General features: G+C 68.5%; 15 protein-coding genes. 6 read left to right on the top strand and 9 right to left on the bottom strand.

What is annotated here, in order from left to right; translation table 11 throughout:
- The first annotated feature begins 99 nt into the window (after window positions 1-99).
- Window positions 100-945 carry an NAD(P)H-binding protein gene (locus tag ACIBG5_RS39990; protein ID WP_396397173.1) on the top strand — a complete coding sequence of 282 codons (846 nt, stop codon included), beginning with the start codon at window positions 100-102 and terminating at the stop codon, window positions 943-945.
- Between the two features lie 91 nt (window positions 946-1,036).
- Here ACIBG5_RS39990 and ACIBG5_RS39985 read toward each other — a convergent pair whose 3' ends face one another.
- The 3 genes from ACIBG5_RS39985 to ACIBG5_RS39975 all read right to left on the bottom strand — a co-directional run bounded on the left by ACIBG5_RS39985 (window position 1,037) and on the right by ACIBG5_RS39975 (window position 4,080).
- Complete coding sequence (locus tag ACIBG5_RS39985; protein ID WP_396397171.1) at window positions 1,037-2,194, bottom strand: hypothetical protein; 1,158 nt, start codon at window positions 2,192-2,194, stop codon at window positions 1,037-1,039.
- A 93-nt stretch (window positions 2,195-2,287) separates the two neighbouring features.
- Entirely contained in the window at window positions 2,288-3,103 is an 816-nt protein-coding gene (locus ACIBG5_RS39980; RefSeq protein ID WP_396397169.1) for an ABC transporter permease, read from the bottom strand.
- Window positions 3,103-4,080, bottom strand: coding sequence for an ATP-binding cassette domain-containing protein (locus ACIBG5_RS39975; protein WP_396397168.1), 978 nt, complete (start codon window positions 4,078-4,080; stop codon window positions 3,103-3,105). Before ACIBG5_RS39975 ends, ACIBG5_RS39980 begins: the two co-directional genes overlap by 1 nt.
- Window positions 4,081-4,168: 88 nt before the next feature.
- Between ACIBG5_RS39975 and ACIBG5_RS39970 the strand changes: the two genes are divergently transcribed.
- A complete protein-coding gene (locus tag ACIBG5_RS39970) occupies window positions 4,169-5,134 on the top strand; it encodes a helix-turn-helix transcriptional regulator (protein ID WP_396397167.1) in 966 nt (321 codons plus the stop codon).
- On the top strand, window positions 5,131-5,715 hold the full coding sequence (locus ACIBG5_RS39965; protein WP_396397166.1) for a YdeI family protein: 585 nt from the start codon (window positions 5,131-5,133) through the stop codon (window positions 5,713-5,715). Before ACIBG5_RS39970 ends, ACIBG5_RS39965 begins: the two co-directional genes overlap by 4 nt.
- On the opposite strand, the gene ACIBG5_RS39960 is transcribed toward ACIBG5_RS39965, so the two are convergent.
- The 3 genes from ACIBG5_RS39960 to pip all read right to left on the bottom strand — a co-directional run bounded on the left by ACIBG5_RS39960 (window position 5,712) and on the right by pip (window position 8,341).
- Window positions 5,712-6,437: a cupin domain-containing protein gene (locus ACIBG5_RS39960; protein ID WP_396397165.1), complete on the bottom strand. Its 726-nt coding sequence runs from the start codon at window positions 6,435-6,437 to the stop codon at window positions 5,712-5,714. The genes ACIBG5_RS39965 and ACIBG5_RS39960 overlap by 4 nt on opposite strands.
- A gap of 67 nt (window positions 6,438-6,504) precedes the next feature.
- The gene (locus ACIBG5_RS39955; protein WP_393385558.1) at window positions 6,505-7,314 is read right to left on the bottom strand and encodes a phytanoyl-CoA dioxygenase family protein; all 810 of its coding nucleotides are present in this window, start codon (window positions 7,312-7,314) and stop codon (window positions 6,505-6,507) included.
- 46 nt (window positions 7,315-7,360) lie between these two features.
- Window positions 7,361-8,341, bottom strand: a complete 981-nt coding sequence (gene pip / locus ACIBG5_RS39950) for a prolyl aminopeptidase (RefSeq protein WP_396397164.1) — start codon at window positions 8,339-8,341, stop codon at window positions 7,361-7,363.
- Window positions 8,342-8,505: 164 nt separating this feature from the next.
- On the opposite strand from pip, the gene ACIBG5_RS39945 reads away from it, so the two are divergent.
- Entirely contained in the window at window positions 8,506-9,414 is a 909-nt protein-coding gene (locus ACIBG5_RS39945) for a UbiA prenyltransferase family protein (RefSeq protein ID WP_396397162.1), read from the top strand.
- Here the strand turns inward: ACIBG5_RS39945 and ACIBG5_RS39940 are convergent.
- Window positions 9,396-10,082: a virginiamycin B lyase gene (locus tag ACIBG5_RS39940; RefSeq protein WP_396397160.1), complete on the bottom strand. Its 687-nt coding sequence runs from the start codon at window positions 10,080-10,082 to the stop codon at window positions 9,396-9,398. The genes ACIBG5_RS39945 and ACIBG5_RS39940 overlap by 19 nt on opposite strands.
- A gap of 2 nt (window positions 10,083-10,084) precedes the next feature.
- Window positions 10,085-11,011 carry an ATP-binding cassette domain-containing protein gene (locus tag ACIBG5_RS39935; protein WP_396397159.1) on the bottom strand — a complete coding sequence of 309 codons (927 nt, stop codon included), beginning with the start codon at window positions 11,009-11,011 and terminating at the stop codon, window positions 10,085-10,087.
- A 105-nt stretch (window positions 11,012-11,116) separates the two neighbouring features.
- Here ACIBG5_RS39935 and ACIBG5_RS39930 point away from each other — a divergent pair, with 105 nt between their 5' ends.
- Together ACIBG5_RS39930 and ACIBG5_RS39925 are read left to right on the top strand one after the other, a co-directional pair.
- Complete coding sequence (locus tag ACIBG5_RS39930) at window positions 11,117-11,725, top strand: TetR/AcrR family transcriptional regulator (protein ID WP_396397158.1); 609 nt, start codon at window positions 11,117-11,119, stop codon at window positions 11,723-11,725.
- A gap of 10 nt (window positions 11,726-11,735) precedes the next feature.
- Window positions 11,736-12,503, top strand: a complete 768-nt coding sequence (locus tag ACIBG5_RS39925) for an SDR family NAD(P)-dependent oxidoreductase (protein ID WP_396397156.1) — start codon at window positions 11,736-11,738, stop codon at window positions 12,501-12,503.
- Window positions 12,504-12,511: 8 nt separating this feature from the next.
- Here ACIBG5_RS39925 and ACIBG5_RS39920 read toward each other — a convergent pair whose 3' ends face one another.
- Window positions 12,512-14,020: an LCP family protein gene (locus tag ACIBG5_RS39920; protein WP_396397155.1), complete on the bottom strand. Its 1,509-nt coding sequence runs from the start codon at window positions 14,018-14,020 to the stop codon at window positions 12,512-12,514.
- Between the last annotated feature and the right edge of the window lie 16 nt (window positions 14,021-14,036).

Genomic DNA, 14,036 nt, shown 5'->3' with positions numbered 1-14,036 from the left:
ACCCTCACGCAACACCAACGCAGCAGCAGGACGATTGGCCATGCCTCATCATCCCAACCACCAACCGTAAATCAACTAACGACGCGCGGCACTAGAGGCATGACAACGACACCGATTCTCATCCTGGGTGGTAAAGGCAAGACCGGCCGCCGCGTCGTCGAGCAGCTCGAGACACGCGGCGTCCCGTACCGGCTGGCGTCCCGGTCGAGCGAGCAGCGCTTCGACTGGTACGACGACAGCACTTGGCCGGAAACGATCGCCGGCGCCGACACGGCGTACCTGGCGCCGCCGGTCGGGCCGACCGGACTCGCGCAGGCCGGCCGGTTCATCAAGGAGGCTGCGGCCCAAGGCCTCCGCCGCGTGGTCCTCCTGTCAGGCCGCGGCGTCGGCAGCCCTGGCCGGGACTTCGCCGTGTACGACGGTCAGCTCGACCTGGAGCACGCGGTGCAGGCGAGCGGCGCGGACTGGACCATCGTCCAGCCGGCCTGGTTCGCGCAGGGCTTCAGCGAGGACTTCCTCCGATCCCACGTCCAGGCCAGCGAGATCCGCGTTTCCGCGGGCACTGGTGGCGAGGCCTGGATCGACACCAACGACGTCGGCGACGTGATGGCCGCCGCGTTGCTCGACGAGTCGTACACCGGCCAGGTGATCGCGGTGTCAGGTCCGCGCCCGCTCACCATGACCGAGGTCGCCGCCGAGCTCTCGGCCGCCACCGGCCGCCCGATCGAGTACGTCGACGTCGAGCCGGACGTCCACGTCGAAGAGCTCCGCGAGGACGGTCTGCCCCAGGAGGATGCCGAGGCCGTCCGCGACCTGTTCGCGGTGATCCGCAACCACCGCTCGGAGTACGTGTCCGACGGAGTCCAGCGGGTTCTCGGCCGGCCGCCGCGTGACTTCGCCGACTGGGCCCGCGAGACCGCGGCGACCGGCGTCTGGGCGGAGTGAACCGCCAGCACTCACCAACCGATGCTTCGCGGGTGGTCGCACGCTCAGGCGACCACCCGCGAAGTCACTTGATGAGTGCTGGCGGTCCGGGTCAGTGCTGCATCGCGGTCCACTCGTCGTGGGTGAGTTCCTGGATCTCCCCCGTGCCGGCCTTGGGTTGGACCGTGGTGCCTCCACCGACGGCCCCACCGCCGAAGATCAGGCTGGCCCAGTTGTTCTGGGCGGTCAGCGACGTGGTGGCGTTGTCGTCGTTGATGTCGGCTGCGGTGGTGTCCGCGGTGTCACCGTCGCAGTTCCAGTCGATCGGGCCGCTGGCGGCGCCGGACGTCGTACGGTTCGAACCGTTCGGGCACTTCCACATCGTCTTGAACGCCGCTGCGGAGCTACCGAGGCCGGCGGACTCCTTCAGGCTGGCCTCGTTCAGCGCCGGCGGGGCGACGTTCGAGTAGCCCCAGTAGAGGCTTCCGTCGGACTTCAGTACGCCGCCGAGCTGGAAGAAGTAGTTCATCACGCTCAGGTAGTTCGGCTTGTAGTTCACGTTGTTCGTGCCGCCGTGCTTCAGGCCGATGTTGTGGCCGAACTCGTGCACGAACGTGCCGACGTTGTAGTTGTCGGTCGCGTTCCAGCTGCACTTCGGGCCGACCGTGACGATGAACGTGTCGTTCGGGATGTTGAAGGCCTGGCCGCTGCTGCAGCCGCCGTCGTAGCTGTCGCCCCAGATCATGTAGTAGAAGACGGCCTTGCGCACCGAGGCGAAGTTCGCTGCCTTGATCGCGTTGGTCTGGGTGGCCGACGGTTTGAGATCGGCGTCGTACGGGACCTGGTTGCCGCCGCCGAGGTCGTACTTCGTTCCGCGGGCGGAGCCGGCGTCGAGGTGGACCCGGATGCCGGTGCTGCCGTCCGGGTTGCTGACCGGCGCGGTCGCGTAGACTTGGACGATCCGGTCGAGCGCGGCCGCGCTGGCGAGCCGGCCGTCCATGTAGTCCATCTCGACGAACAGGTCCTTCTTGTCCGGCGTCGCGCCCATCCCGGGCAGGTCGACGTCGACCACGCCGTCACCGTTGGCGTCGTATCCTCCTGTCTCCCAGGCGTCGGGGAGGGCGTCGCGATCAGTGTCGGTCGCGGCCTGGACGGCCGGGGCGCGGGATCCGTCGGGCGAGGGAGGTACGGCGGCCGCCGCGCTCGTGGCGACGAGCGCGGCGACGGCCAGGGAACTGAACATGGTCAGAAGCGCAGGGCGGGGCCTCATCAGATCTCCTTGTGGGCGGTGGGTGATCTGCCCGCTACCGTAGGTGAATCATGGCCCCGCGAGCGGCTCAGGAGAGCCAGTGACCCAATTGGGTCAGCCGGCCGAGCGAAGCATCGACCGGATGCCGACGGTCAGCCCGAGGGCGGCGGTGACGATCGCGGCGACCCAGCCCCAGAGCACCGCGGTGGTCAGTACGTCGCCGGAGAACAGTGCCCGTTCCGCGTCGACGACGTACGAGAGCGGGTCGAACTTCGCCGCGACCTTCATCCACCCTGGACCGGTCTCCAGCGGCAGCAACATCCCGGACAGGATCATCACCGGGAACAGGAACGTCTGCTGCACCACCCAGAACATCCAGTCCTGCTTGCGGACCGCGATCGCCAGCGCGTAGCTGAACGCGCCCAGCCCGATCCCGAACACCGCCAGCAGCGCCATCCCGACCACCGCGCCACCGAGGTGCAGGTCGAACGCGAACGGCGTCATCACCGCGATCACGATGACCGCCTGGCCGAACAGCGGCACCATCTCCTTCAGCGCCCGGCCGATCAGCAGCGACGACCGCGACAGCGGCGTGACCAGCATCCGTTCGTGCGCGCCGGTCTGGAACTCGAACAACAGGTTCGCGCCGGTGGTCGACGTACCGAACAGCGTCGTCATCACCAGGATCGACGGCACGAACCACTGCCAGACGCCGTCGCCGAACGCACCGCCCATCGACCCGGACAGCAGCGGCCCGAACAGGACCAGGAACACCAGCGGCTGGATCATCCCGAACAACAAGGAGAACGGATCCCGCAGCACCGGCTTGAGTTCGCGCGTCATCACGATCCGGATATCGCGCACCAGGCTGCGCGCCGGCTGGTCCTGAGTCGCGGCAAGGTCGACGGTGGACAGGGTGAGGGTGGTCATCAGGCGGCCTTTCCGTTGGTCGCAACATCCGTCTCGCGCAGGCTGCGGCCGGTGAGGTTGAGGAACACGTCGTCGAGGGTCGGGCGATGCACCTGCGCCGCCGCGATCGGTACGCCGTACTGCTGGGCTGCTGTGATCAATTCGGGCAGTGCGGCCGGTCCGTCCGCGACCCGCACACTGAGCTCGTCGCCGACGGCAACCACTTCGCGTGCGCCGGGCACCTTCTCCGCCAGCTCGGCCAGCCTCGAAAGGTTGCCTGGAGCAACGGTGATGGCGAGCCGGTCGCCGGCCAGCTCGGCCTTGAGTGCATTGGCGGTGTCGTCCGCGATCACCTCGCCGTGGTCGACCACGACGACCCGCTCGGCCATCGAGTCGGCCTCGTCCAGGTAGTGCGTGGTCAGGACGATCGTCATCGAGTACTGCTCGCGCATCCGCAGGATGTGGTCCCACAGGTTCGCGCGGTTCTGTGGGTCGAGACCGGTCGACGGCTCGTCCAGGAACAGCAGTTTCGGCGCATGAACGAGTCCCATCGCGACATCGAGCCGGCGACGCTGACCCCCGGACAGCTCGGACACCTTGCGGCCGGCGAGTTCGGTCAGCTCGAGCGCTTCCAGCAGTTCCCCGGTACGACGCCTGGCATCACGCCGGTCGAGTCCGTAGATGACGCCTTGGCCGACCAGTTCGTCGCCGGCCCGTTGGTTGTGGCCCGCGCCGTTGCCCTGGCCGACGTACCCGATCCGGCGGCGTACCTGGCCGGGCTGCGCGGTCACGTCGTACCCGGCGACCGTCGCCGTCCCCGACGTCGGGGTGATCAGGGTGGTGAGCATCCGCAGCGTGGTGGTCTTGCCGGCGCCGTTCGGGCCGAGGACGGCGACCAGTTCGCCGGGCTCGACGTCCAGGCTGATGCCGCGGACCGCGTGCACTGTCTCGGTACGGCTCACCACGAAGTCGCGGGTGAGCTGTCGGGTGCTGATCACGATGTCTCCTTCGGTCTTGGCTTGATGCCTCAGACATTTCCAGCAGTAGCGGACAGGTTGTGGCCGCTTCTTCTGGCAATCTGGAGTCATGTCCGAAACCTCGGCCCGACTCCTCTCGCTGCTGTCCCTGCTGCAGGCCCGCCGCGACTGGCCGGGCGCGCTGCTGGCCGAACGACTCGAGGTCAGCCCGCGTACGGTCCGCCGCGACGTCGACCGGTTGCGCGACCTCGGCTACCCCGTGCGCGCGTCCAAGGGACCGGATGGCGGCTACCGCCTCGATGCGGGGGCGGACCTGCCGCCGCTGCTGTTCGACGACGATCAGGCGATCGCGGTCGCGGTCGCTCTGCAGACCGCGACCACCACGGTCACCGGGATCGAGGAGGGGGCGTTGCGCGCGCTCGCCACGGTCCGCCAAGTGATGCCTGCCCGGTTGCGCCAACGCGTCGATGCACTCCAGGTCACGACGGTCGACAAGTACGCCGACAGACGTCGTACGGCGGTCGACTCGGACCAGCTGATCGCGGTCGGCATGGCGGTCCGGGCGCACGAGGTACTGCGCTTCGACTACGCCTCACCGGGTGCGTCGGACGAGTTCGTACCGCCCCGGAAGGTCGAGCCGCATCATCTCGTGACGTGGGGTGGGCGGTGGTACCTGGTCGGCTGGGACCTCGACCGGAAGGACTGGCGGACGTTCCGGGTGGATCGGATGACGCCGAAGACGCCGACCGGTCCGCGGTTCACGCCGCGTGACCTGCCCGCGCCGGACGTCGCGACGTACATCTCCAGCAAGTTCAAGGGCCGGGGTCAGTTGCCGTGCACAGGCGAGGCGATCCTGCAGGCGAAGGCGTCCGACATCGTCCAGTGGGCCGGCGGTGGGGCGATCGTCGAGGAGGTCACGGCGTCGAGTTGCCGGCTGACCCTGAGCAGTTGGTCGTGGACCGGACTGGCCGCAACCTTCGGCATGTTCGAGTGCGACCTCGAGTTCGTCGGCCCGGCCGAGCTGATCGACGCCGCGCACCACCTCGCCGCCCGCTACACCGCGGCCGCCTCATGACTGCCGAGCTGATCGTCGCGGACGCGGCCGACTGGCATGCCTGGCTCGCCGAGCACCATGGTGAGCCCGACGGCGTCTGGCTGGTGCTGGCGAAGAAGAACGTGACCACGCCGACGAGCCTCACCTACGACCAGGCACTCGAGGAGGCGCTGTGCCACGGCTGGATCGACGGTCAGCGCAAAGGTCGCGACCAGCACACGTTCATCCAGCGCTACACGCCGCGGCGGTCGCGCAGCCTGTGGTCGCAGCGGAACGTCGGCCTTGTCGCCCGGATGGAACGCGAAGGCCGGATGCTTCCGGCCGGCCGCGCCGAGGTCGAGCGAGCCCAGGCGGACGGGCGCTGGGACAAGGCGTACGGCGGCTCGAGTGCGCTGGAGATCCCCACGGATCTGGTCGAGGCACTGGCCGCGGAGCCCCGGGCCCAAGCGATGTTCGAGATCCTCACCAGTGCGAACCGCTTCGCGGTCGTCCACCGGGTCAACGAGGCGAAGCGGGCCGACACCAGGACGAAGCGGATCGCGCTGTACGTCGAGCAGTTGGCGCGAGGCGAGACGATCTATCCCCAGAAGCGGACGCTTTAGAGCATGTCGAGGGTCGCGTCCTGGCCGGTGGTGAGGGGGAAGTAGGCCAGGAACGTCACGCCGTCCTCGAGGGCGTCGAAGTGGGAGATGCGCTCGCTCGCCGGCTCGTAGAACACATCACCGGGCCTGAGTACGCGCTCCTCGTCGTCCGCCACCTGGTACCTGACCGAGCCGGTCTCGATGCTGCCGAACACCGGTCCGTTGTGGACATGCGCGCCCGCCAGGCCGTTCGGCTCGATGGTGATCCGGCGGACCTCGACCCGCCGTACAGCGAGATCCTCGGGCAACTCCTGGTTGAGAACGACGGCTCGGCTCACGGCCGCCGGCTCCGGCTCCCCGGGCAGCGTCCCGACTATCTCGCCGAACTCGGCGCACTCGCCCTCGTGCGGGAGGTGCTCGATCGCCAGATGGGTCATCGAGGACGTCGTCCCGGCGCCGTGCCAATGCCACTCGCCGGGCTTGATCCGGACCCGATCGCCGGTCCGGATCGCCTCCACCGGGCCGCCCTTGCGCTGGACAAGGCCGATGCCTGCGGTCACGACCAGCACCTGCTCGCCGTCGTGGCGATGCCAGCGGGTGCGCGCGCCCGGGGCGAACGTGACGCTGTCGATCTGCGTCGACGGCGCCGGGCCGGGTCGTACGACGCTCTCGATCCAGGCCGGGCCGGTGATCCAGGCGTCGGAGGCGACGGTGCGGGGGAACGGTGGGCGATCGCTGTCCATGGCGGGATCGTACATACCAATAGGTACAGAGCGCACGCGCTTTGTCAGCCGCCTGCCGGGAGCCCCGTCAGTACAGGACGGGGTTCAGGGGTGAGGAGATCGGCTCGCCGGGCTCGTTGCCGGGCATCCAGGTGGCGAGGTCGGCCTCCTGGAAACTGTTGACCGGCGGGGCGATCTCCATGGCGGCGTCGACGTAGATGATCGTCATCACCCGCCGCGGTACGTCGGTGGTGTTCGGCGGCGCGTGATGGAAGGTCCAGCCGAGGTGGTAGCTGACCTCGCCGAGCTCGTACGGCTCGGATACCTCAGCGAAGTTCTGCTCGGCCAGGGCTTGCTGCAGGACTTGTTCGGACTCGTCGCTGATCGGCAGGTCCCGGCCGTGCTCGAAGACGTGGCTGCCCGCGGCGAACGACAGCGGGCCCATCTCCATCGGCGTCTCCTGCAGTGGCACCCACACCGTCACGCACCGGTCGGTCGCGAACGGCCAGTAGTACTGATCCGCATGCCAGGGCGTGACGCCACCGCCGGACTCCTTGTAGAGCGCCTGGTCGTGGTACAGCCGGACCGACTGCACGCCCAGCAGTTGCGCCGCGATCCGGGCCAGCCGCGGTGACGAGACGAAGTCCAGCACCTGTTCGCTGTCCTGCCACAGGTTCATCACCTGCAGGAACGCCTTCCCGTAGGTGTCGCGCTCGTCCAGCGGGAGGTCCTGGGTGTTCAGTTCGATCACCTTGCCGGTGATCTCCGGCTCGTACGCCGCGATGGTCTCGGGGCTGAGCACGTTCTTCAGCTTGACGAAGCCGTGCTCGGCGAAGTGCGCGATGTCGGACCGGCTGAGGGTGTAGTCGGTCACGAGCTCCGGGCGGGTCAGAGTCATGCCACCCAAGGGTTCCGGGGCGAGTAATCGTTGTAAAGATCAGTGATCAAATCTTTGCCCTGTCGTGCACGTGCTGGCGCTGATCGGCGAACCGGTCCAGCGCCGCCAGGATCAGCTCCCGCATGCCCACTCCGCCGGCGCCGTGGCCCGCCTGTTCGAGCAGGTGAAGCTCCGCGTCCGGCCAGGCCTGCGCCATCCGCCAGGCGATGTCAGGCGGGCTGCTGATGTCGAGCCGCCCGTGGATCAGGACCCCGGGAATGCCGGCCAGCTTTCCGGCCTCGCGAACCAGCACGTCCTCCTCCAGCCAGGCAGCGTGCCCCCAGTAGTGGGTGACGAGCCGGGCCAACCGCAGCCGGATGACGGGGTCGTCGTACCGTGGGTCCGGCTTGTAGTTCGGGTGCGTCGCGATGTGGGTGTCCTCCCAGTCGCACCAGGCCCGGGCGGCCCGCTCCCGGACGGCGGGATCCGGGTCGTGCAGCAGTCGGCTGTAGGCGAGGGCCAGGTTTCCGTCCCGCTGGTCCGCGGGTACGACGTCGCGGAACCTCTCCCATTCCTCGGGGAAGACGCGGCCCATGTCCCGGGTGACCCAGTCGACCTCACGCCGGGTCGTGTTCGTGACGCTGAACAGCACGATCTCGGACACCGACTCCGGGTGCTGTTCGGCGTACGCGAGACCGAGGGTCGCGCCCCAGGACGCGCCGAGCAGCAGCCACTTCTCGATGCCGAGCTGTTGGCGGAGCTGCTCGAGGTCTGCGATCAGGTGGGCGGTCGTATTGGTGCTGAGGTCCACGTCAGGCTCGGCGGCGTCCGGCGTACTGCGGCCGCAGTTCCGCTGGTCCATCAGGACAACCTTGTACTTCGCCGGGTCGAAGTACCGCCGCCACCAGGCGCCGGCACCGGACCCCGGGCCACCGTGGATCACCACTGCGGGCTTCCCGTCCGGGTTGCCGCAGACCTCCCAGTAGATGCGGTGCCCGTCGCCGACGTCGAGCATCCCTTGGTCGTACGGCTCCGTCTCGGGGTACATACACGCTCCTCCAGCCAGATATAACAGTGCTGTTGTATCAAACATAACAGCACTGTCAGATTTCGGGAGAGGCAGGTGGGACGCGCCACAGTCACTCGTAGGCGTGAGGCGGTTCACTCCTCGGGTGGAGGTGTGGTGGGCCGGGGTGGGTGGACAGTGATGGTGTGACCACGTCGGTGGCGGTTCGGACGGTCGGGCCCAGAGTTCGGGATGTCATTGCGGTGGGACGGCCGGCCTTCTGGGCAGTGTCGGTGGTTCCGTACTACGTGGGCATCCTGCTCGCGACGCACCGCCTGGTGCCGCCACTCGAGGAGTGGCCTCGGCTGATTGTCGGTGCGGTGGTGATGGGGCCGCTGGTGTGGCTGGCGGTGCTGGCTGTGAACGACGCGTACGACCTGCCCAGCGATCGCCTCAACCCGCGCAAGGCGAAGTCCCCGCTCCTCGACGGACGGATCACGCTGCGGGCGGCCAAGCGTCTCGCGTTCGCCGCCGCGGTCGTGGCCGTCGGGGTCAGCCTGCATGTCGGCATCGTGTTCGCGCTCGGGGTCCTGCTGGCGGTGCTCCTCGGGTACGCCTACAGCGTGCCGCCGATCCGGCTGAAGACTCGCGCCGGCTTCGACGTCGCGGTCAACGCCCTCGCCCTCGGCGCTTTCGGACCGCTCGCCGGCTGGGCCGCGATCAACCCCGACCTCGGCGACTTCCCCTGGCTGATGGGCCTGCAGGGAACTCTTGCCGCAGTGGGCCTCTACCTTCCTACGACTCTCGCCGACCTGGATGCCGACCGGGCCGCCGGCTATCACACGATCGCGGTGCGCTTCGGCGCGCGGACGACGTACCTGATCGGGTACGTCGCCTGGATCGCCGCCGCAACGCTCTCGGTCGTGCTGGCCGCGACCGGAACGATCATCCCGCGCAGCATGCTCCCGCTGGAGTTGGTGATGGTGCCGGTCCTGGTTGCGGCGTACCCGAAGCTGATCGGTCCGCGGCAGTCGTTCAAGGGGATCATCGTGCTCGCATCGCTGTTCCTCCTCCCGTGCGGCACGTTTGCCCTGACCTACACCGGCGTCCTCTGAAAATGGGCGAGGGCGCCCGTCTCGAGGGCTACCCAGACCGAGCCGTCGGCGTCGACCGCCAGACCGTGCGGCTCGGAGCCGTCGCCTAACGGGACCTGAGTGATGAGGTTGCCGTCAGCATCGAGTTGGACCAGGGCATGCGTACCCCACAAGGTGATCCAGCAGCCGCCGTCGCCGGTCGCCGCGACCGCGTGGGGCTTGGATCCTTCGGGGAGCGGGAACTCCTCGATCGTCCCGTCGGCCGCGATCCGCCCGGCCTGGTCGGCGAGGATCTCGACGAACCACACCGCGTCGGGTCCGGCGCTGATCCCGACGGGTCCGGCGGCCGCGGTCGGCAGGGGATAGGTCGTGACCACGCCGCTCGTGGTCATGCGGCCGATCGCGTTGCCTTGGTTGAGCGTGAACCACAGTTCGTCGGTGGCCGTGATCATCGCCGGGAATCCGCCACTGGTTCCGATCGGGTACGTCGTGACATCGCCGTCGACTGTGATGCGGGCCAACTGATCCGTATTCATCAACGTGCACCACAACGCGCCGTCCGGTCCCACACACAGGCCGTACGGCGCCCCGGCCGCCGCGAACGCCGAAATGTTGCCTTCAGCATCGATCCGGCCGATGCGGTCGTCTCCGTTGCGGGTGAACCAGACGGCGCCGTCGGGTCCTGGCACGATCACACTCGGCCGCGAACCAGGTGCATCGAGATCGAACCGATCACCCGGAGCCCGGTTCGCAGACCGCGAAAGGCGCGCGACCACGCCGGCGTGGACCAGCGTCGTCCACACCGCGCCGTCGACGACAGCGACGCCGTACGGGCCCTCGTTCGGGCCGGCGGCGGTGAACTCAGCGAGTGACAAGGCAGGTCTCCTTCAGGTCGAGGACGGCTCCGTGCCAGCGGGAGATGAACCGGCGGTCGTGGCTGACCACGACGAGCGCACCGGCGTACCGGTCGAGGGCCGCCTCCAGTTCCTCCACCAGGACGAGCGACAGGTGATTGGTGGGTTCGTCGAGCAGCAACACGTCGTACGGCGTGGTCCAGGTGGTTCGTCGGTTCGTCCAGCAGGAGGATTTCCGGTGCCGACGCCAGTGCTGCGGCCAGGTGCAGGCGGGCGAGTTCGCCGCCGGACAGGTCCGACAGGCGTCGATCGCCTGGGATCGTGCTCAGCCCGAGTCCGTGGGTAGCACGAGCGAATCGCGCATCCGCGTCGTACCCCTCGCGGAGCTCGAACACAGTCTGGAGTTCGCCGTACTCGTCGAGGACGTCGGTGCGGCCCTCGGCGAGGAGGAGTTCCAGGTCGCGCGTGCGTGACTCGATCCGGCGCAGGTCGGCCAGGGCGTGGTCGGCGAGCGCGTTCACGTCGAGGTCGAGCGGCAGCGGGTTGTCCTGAGCCAGGTAGCCGATGCTGCCGGCCGCGGTGACCGTGCCGTCCGTGGGCGGCTCGAGGCCGGCGAGGATCCGCAGCATCGTCGACTTGCCGGAGCCGTTCTCGCCGATCAGGCCGCTGACCTGGCCCGGTGGGAACGCGCAGGTGACCTGGTCGAGCACCACTCGGTGGTCGTAGGACTTGGTGACGTCGTGCAGGGACAGCTGGGTAGACATACGGATCTCCTGACTCTCTCGCGGGTTCGTTGGACTGCGAACGGCGGGTCAGAAGATCACTGGCGTCCTCCACTAATGCGACGAATGTCGTATTAAGATGATGCCATGGCGGACGCGGAACGCGCAAGCAGGCCGGGCGGACGGACGGCGCGGGTGCGGGCGGACGTGCTCGCGGCAGTCGAGGTCGAGTTGGCCGAGCACGGGTACGACGGGTTGACGATCGATGCGGTCGCGGCGCGGTCCGGCGTACACCGGACGACTGTCTATCGCCGGTGGAAGACCGTCGCGGGCCTGCTCGTCGATCTGCTCCAGGCCGGCGCGGATGATGCCTGGGCGCCTGCCGACACAGGCTCGCTCGGGGGCGATCTGATCGCGATCAACCGCGAGGTGTTCGCCGCGCTCACCGCCCGTCCGTCCGTCACTCAAGCGGTGATCGCAGCCTCCTTCCGTACGCCGGAGGCCGCCGAAGCCCTCACTCGCTTCTGGACCGACCGCTACACCCGTACGGAGACCGTCGTACGGCGGGCCATCACCCGAGGCGAGGTTCCCTCGTCAACCGACCCCCACCAGGTCGTCATGACCGCAACCGCCCCCCTCTACCACCAACTGGTCCTCCTACGACAACCCATGAACCAGGCCATGGCTGTCCACTACGCGCAGGTAGCCGCCGCGTCCGCCCGGGGCGGATTAGGGTCGGGGGACGGGCAAGCGTGAGGAGACTGTGTTGACTGGACGGTTGGCGAACGAAGTTGTGCTGGTGACGGGGGCTGCTCGGGGGATCGGGCGAGCGGTGGCGGTGAAGGCGGCTGCCGAAGGCGCGGCCGTGGGGCTGGTCGACGTACTGGCGGATCAGTTGACCGCGACGACCGCGGAGTTGCAGGAGTCCGGGGCGAAGGCCGCGGCCGCGGTGGGGGACATCACTGACGAGGCTTCCGTGCGGCAAGCGGTGGACAAGCTGACGAACGACCTCGGGCAGCCGGTCACCGTGCTGGTCAACAACGCCGGCAAGAACGCGTACGCCGACGCCACCAAGATGACGGTGGCCGAGTGGGACAGCGTGTTCGACGTGGACCTGAAGGGCGCCTGGCTGATGGCGCGACAGGTGCTCCCGGCAATGATCGCGAGCCGGCACGGGTCGGTCGTGAACATCGCGTCGATCCACTCGCAGCTGACCACCGCGGGGATGTTCCCGTACGCCGCGGCCAAGTCCGGCCTGGTCGGGATGACCCGGTCACTCGCGCTGGATGTTGCCGAGCACAACGTCCGGGTGAACGCGGTCAGCCCGGGCTACATCGGCACCGACCTGCTCGAGGAGTTCTTCGACACGATCCCGGGCGAACGCGAGAAAGCGCTCGGCGTCCACCCGCTCGGCCGGATCGGTACGCCGGAGAACGTCGCCGAGGTGGTCTGCTTCCTCGCCTCCGAAGCCGCCGCCTTCGTCACCGGCGCCAACTGGGCCGTCGACGGCGGACTCGGCGTCCGCTACGCCTGACCCCGGCCTCAGTTGGTCGGATGGTAGGCGCAGTCGTCCGCCAGGTCCCCGGGGGTGGTCTTGGTGGTCGTCGGCTTGCGAGTAGGTGCCGTCGTGGTCGGGTGCGGCTTGGGGGCCGCCGCCGGGTTCAGGGCGCGGTTGATGATCTCGCGCATCCCCGCGTAGTTCGGATTGCGTCCGTTCGGGAAGTTCTTCTTCTTGTCCAGGTCGATGTTGGTGATCTTCGCCGACTTCACCCGCTGACCGAGGGTGACGAACTCCGGCAGCAGGTTCTGCGGGATGTCGGTCCGGATCAGTTGCTCGCCGGCCTTCGCGATCGACTGGTAGTTGGCGAGCACGTTCTGCGGGGTCGCACGCTCGACGATCGCCTTGATCGTGCAGCGCTGCCGGGCCTGCCGGGCCAGATCCGCGCCTGGCACCCGGTAGCGGCCGCGGGCGAACCACATCGCGTCGAAGCCGTTCAGCTCCCGGTCCGGCCCGGGCTGCAGGTAGCGGCTCGGCGGGATGTCCTTGTCGTCGTCGCCCCCGACCGGGACCGGGTAGTTGATGTTGACCTTGATCCCACCGAGCGCCTGCACGAGTTGCGAGAACCCGATGACGTTGATCTGCACGTAGTAGTGCAGCTTCAGCCCGACCGCCTCGCCCACCGACAGCTTGAGCACGTCGGCGCCCTCGTTGTCCGACGGACCGAGGATGCCGGGGTACTTCTGCGGGATCATCCGGTACATCGCGTCCAGGTAGAAGTTCGACTGCTCGGTGTCGCCCAGCTTCGGATCCCAGAACCCGGTCGGATACTTCTCGTGCAGCGGTGAGTCGGCCGGGAACGGCATCCGCATGAAGTTTCGCGTCAGCGAGATCAGCGCGGTGTCACCGGTCTTGGTGTCGATGCTGGCCACGATGACGGTGTCGGTCCGCGCGCCGTCCCGGTCTGCGCCGTCGTCCGCGCCGAGCAGCAGCACGTTCAGCCGCGGCAACTGGTCCCAGACATCCTTCTTCGCGGTGATCGTCGGCCGGGTCTGGCTCTTCGACTCCTCCCCGCCGAACACCTTCTGGACCAGGCTGCGCTGCGCCATCAGGGTCTCCGCGCCCATCGCCGTACTGGCCGCCATCCCGAAGCACACCAGCCCGATCACCAGCGACCCGAACATCCGCGCACCGGGCCCCGCGGCCAGCGGGCGCAACATCTTGTACGACGTGACCAGCACGACGACCCACAGGAGCGCGACCGCGCTCAGGCCGGCGACCATCCACAGCAGCAGCGTTGGGTCGAGGGCCCACGCGATCACGTCGTCCCGGCGCTTCACGCCGACGTACGCCGCTGCGGCGTACCCGGCGAGGCTCAGCATCGTCACGGCGATACCGAGGCGGAACCGGCGGGCGACCAGGTACGCCGTCCCTGGCAGGAGCGCGCCGAGGACCGCGAGACAGGCAGCGGCGACCGAGGTGTGCCGGCGGGGCCTTGCCCTCCGGGCTCGGGTGGAGCCAGAGGCACGGCGGGCTCTGCTGCTCGAGGACATGGGCTCCACTCGGCGG

It is taken from the genome of Kribbella sp. NPDC050241, assembly GCF_044459685.1.
In the GTDB taxonomy this organism is placed as follows: Bacteria; Actinomycetota; Actinomycetes; order Propionibacteriales; family Kribbellaceae; genus Kribbella.
This window is presented reverse-complemented; position numbering and strand designations above follow the sequence as displayed.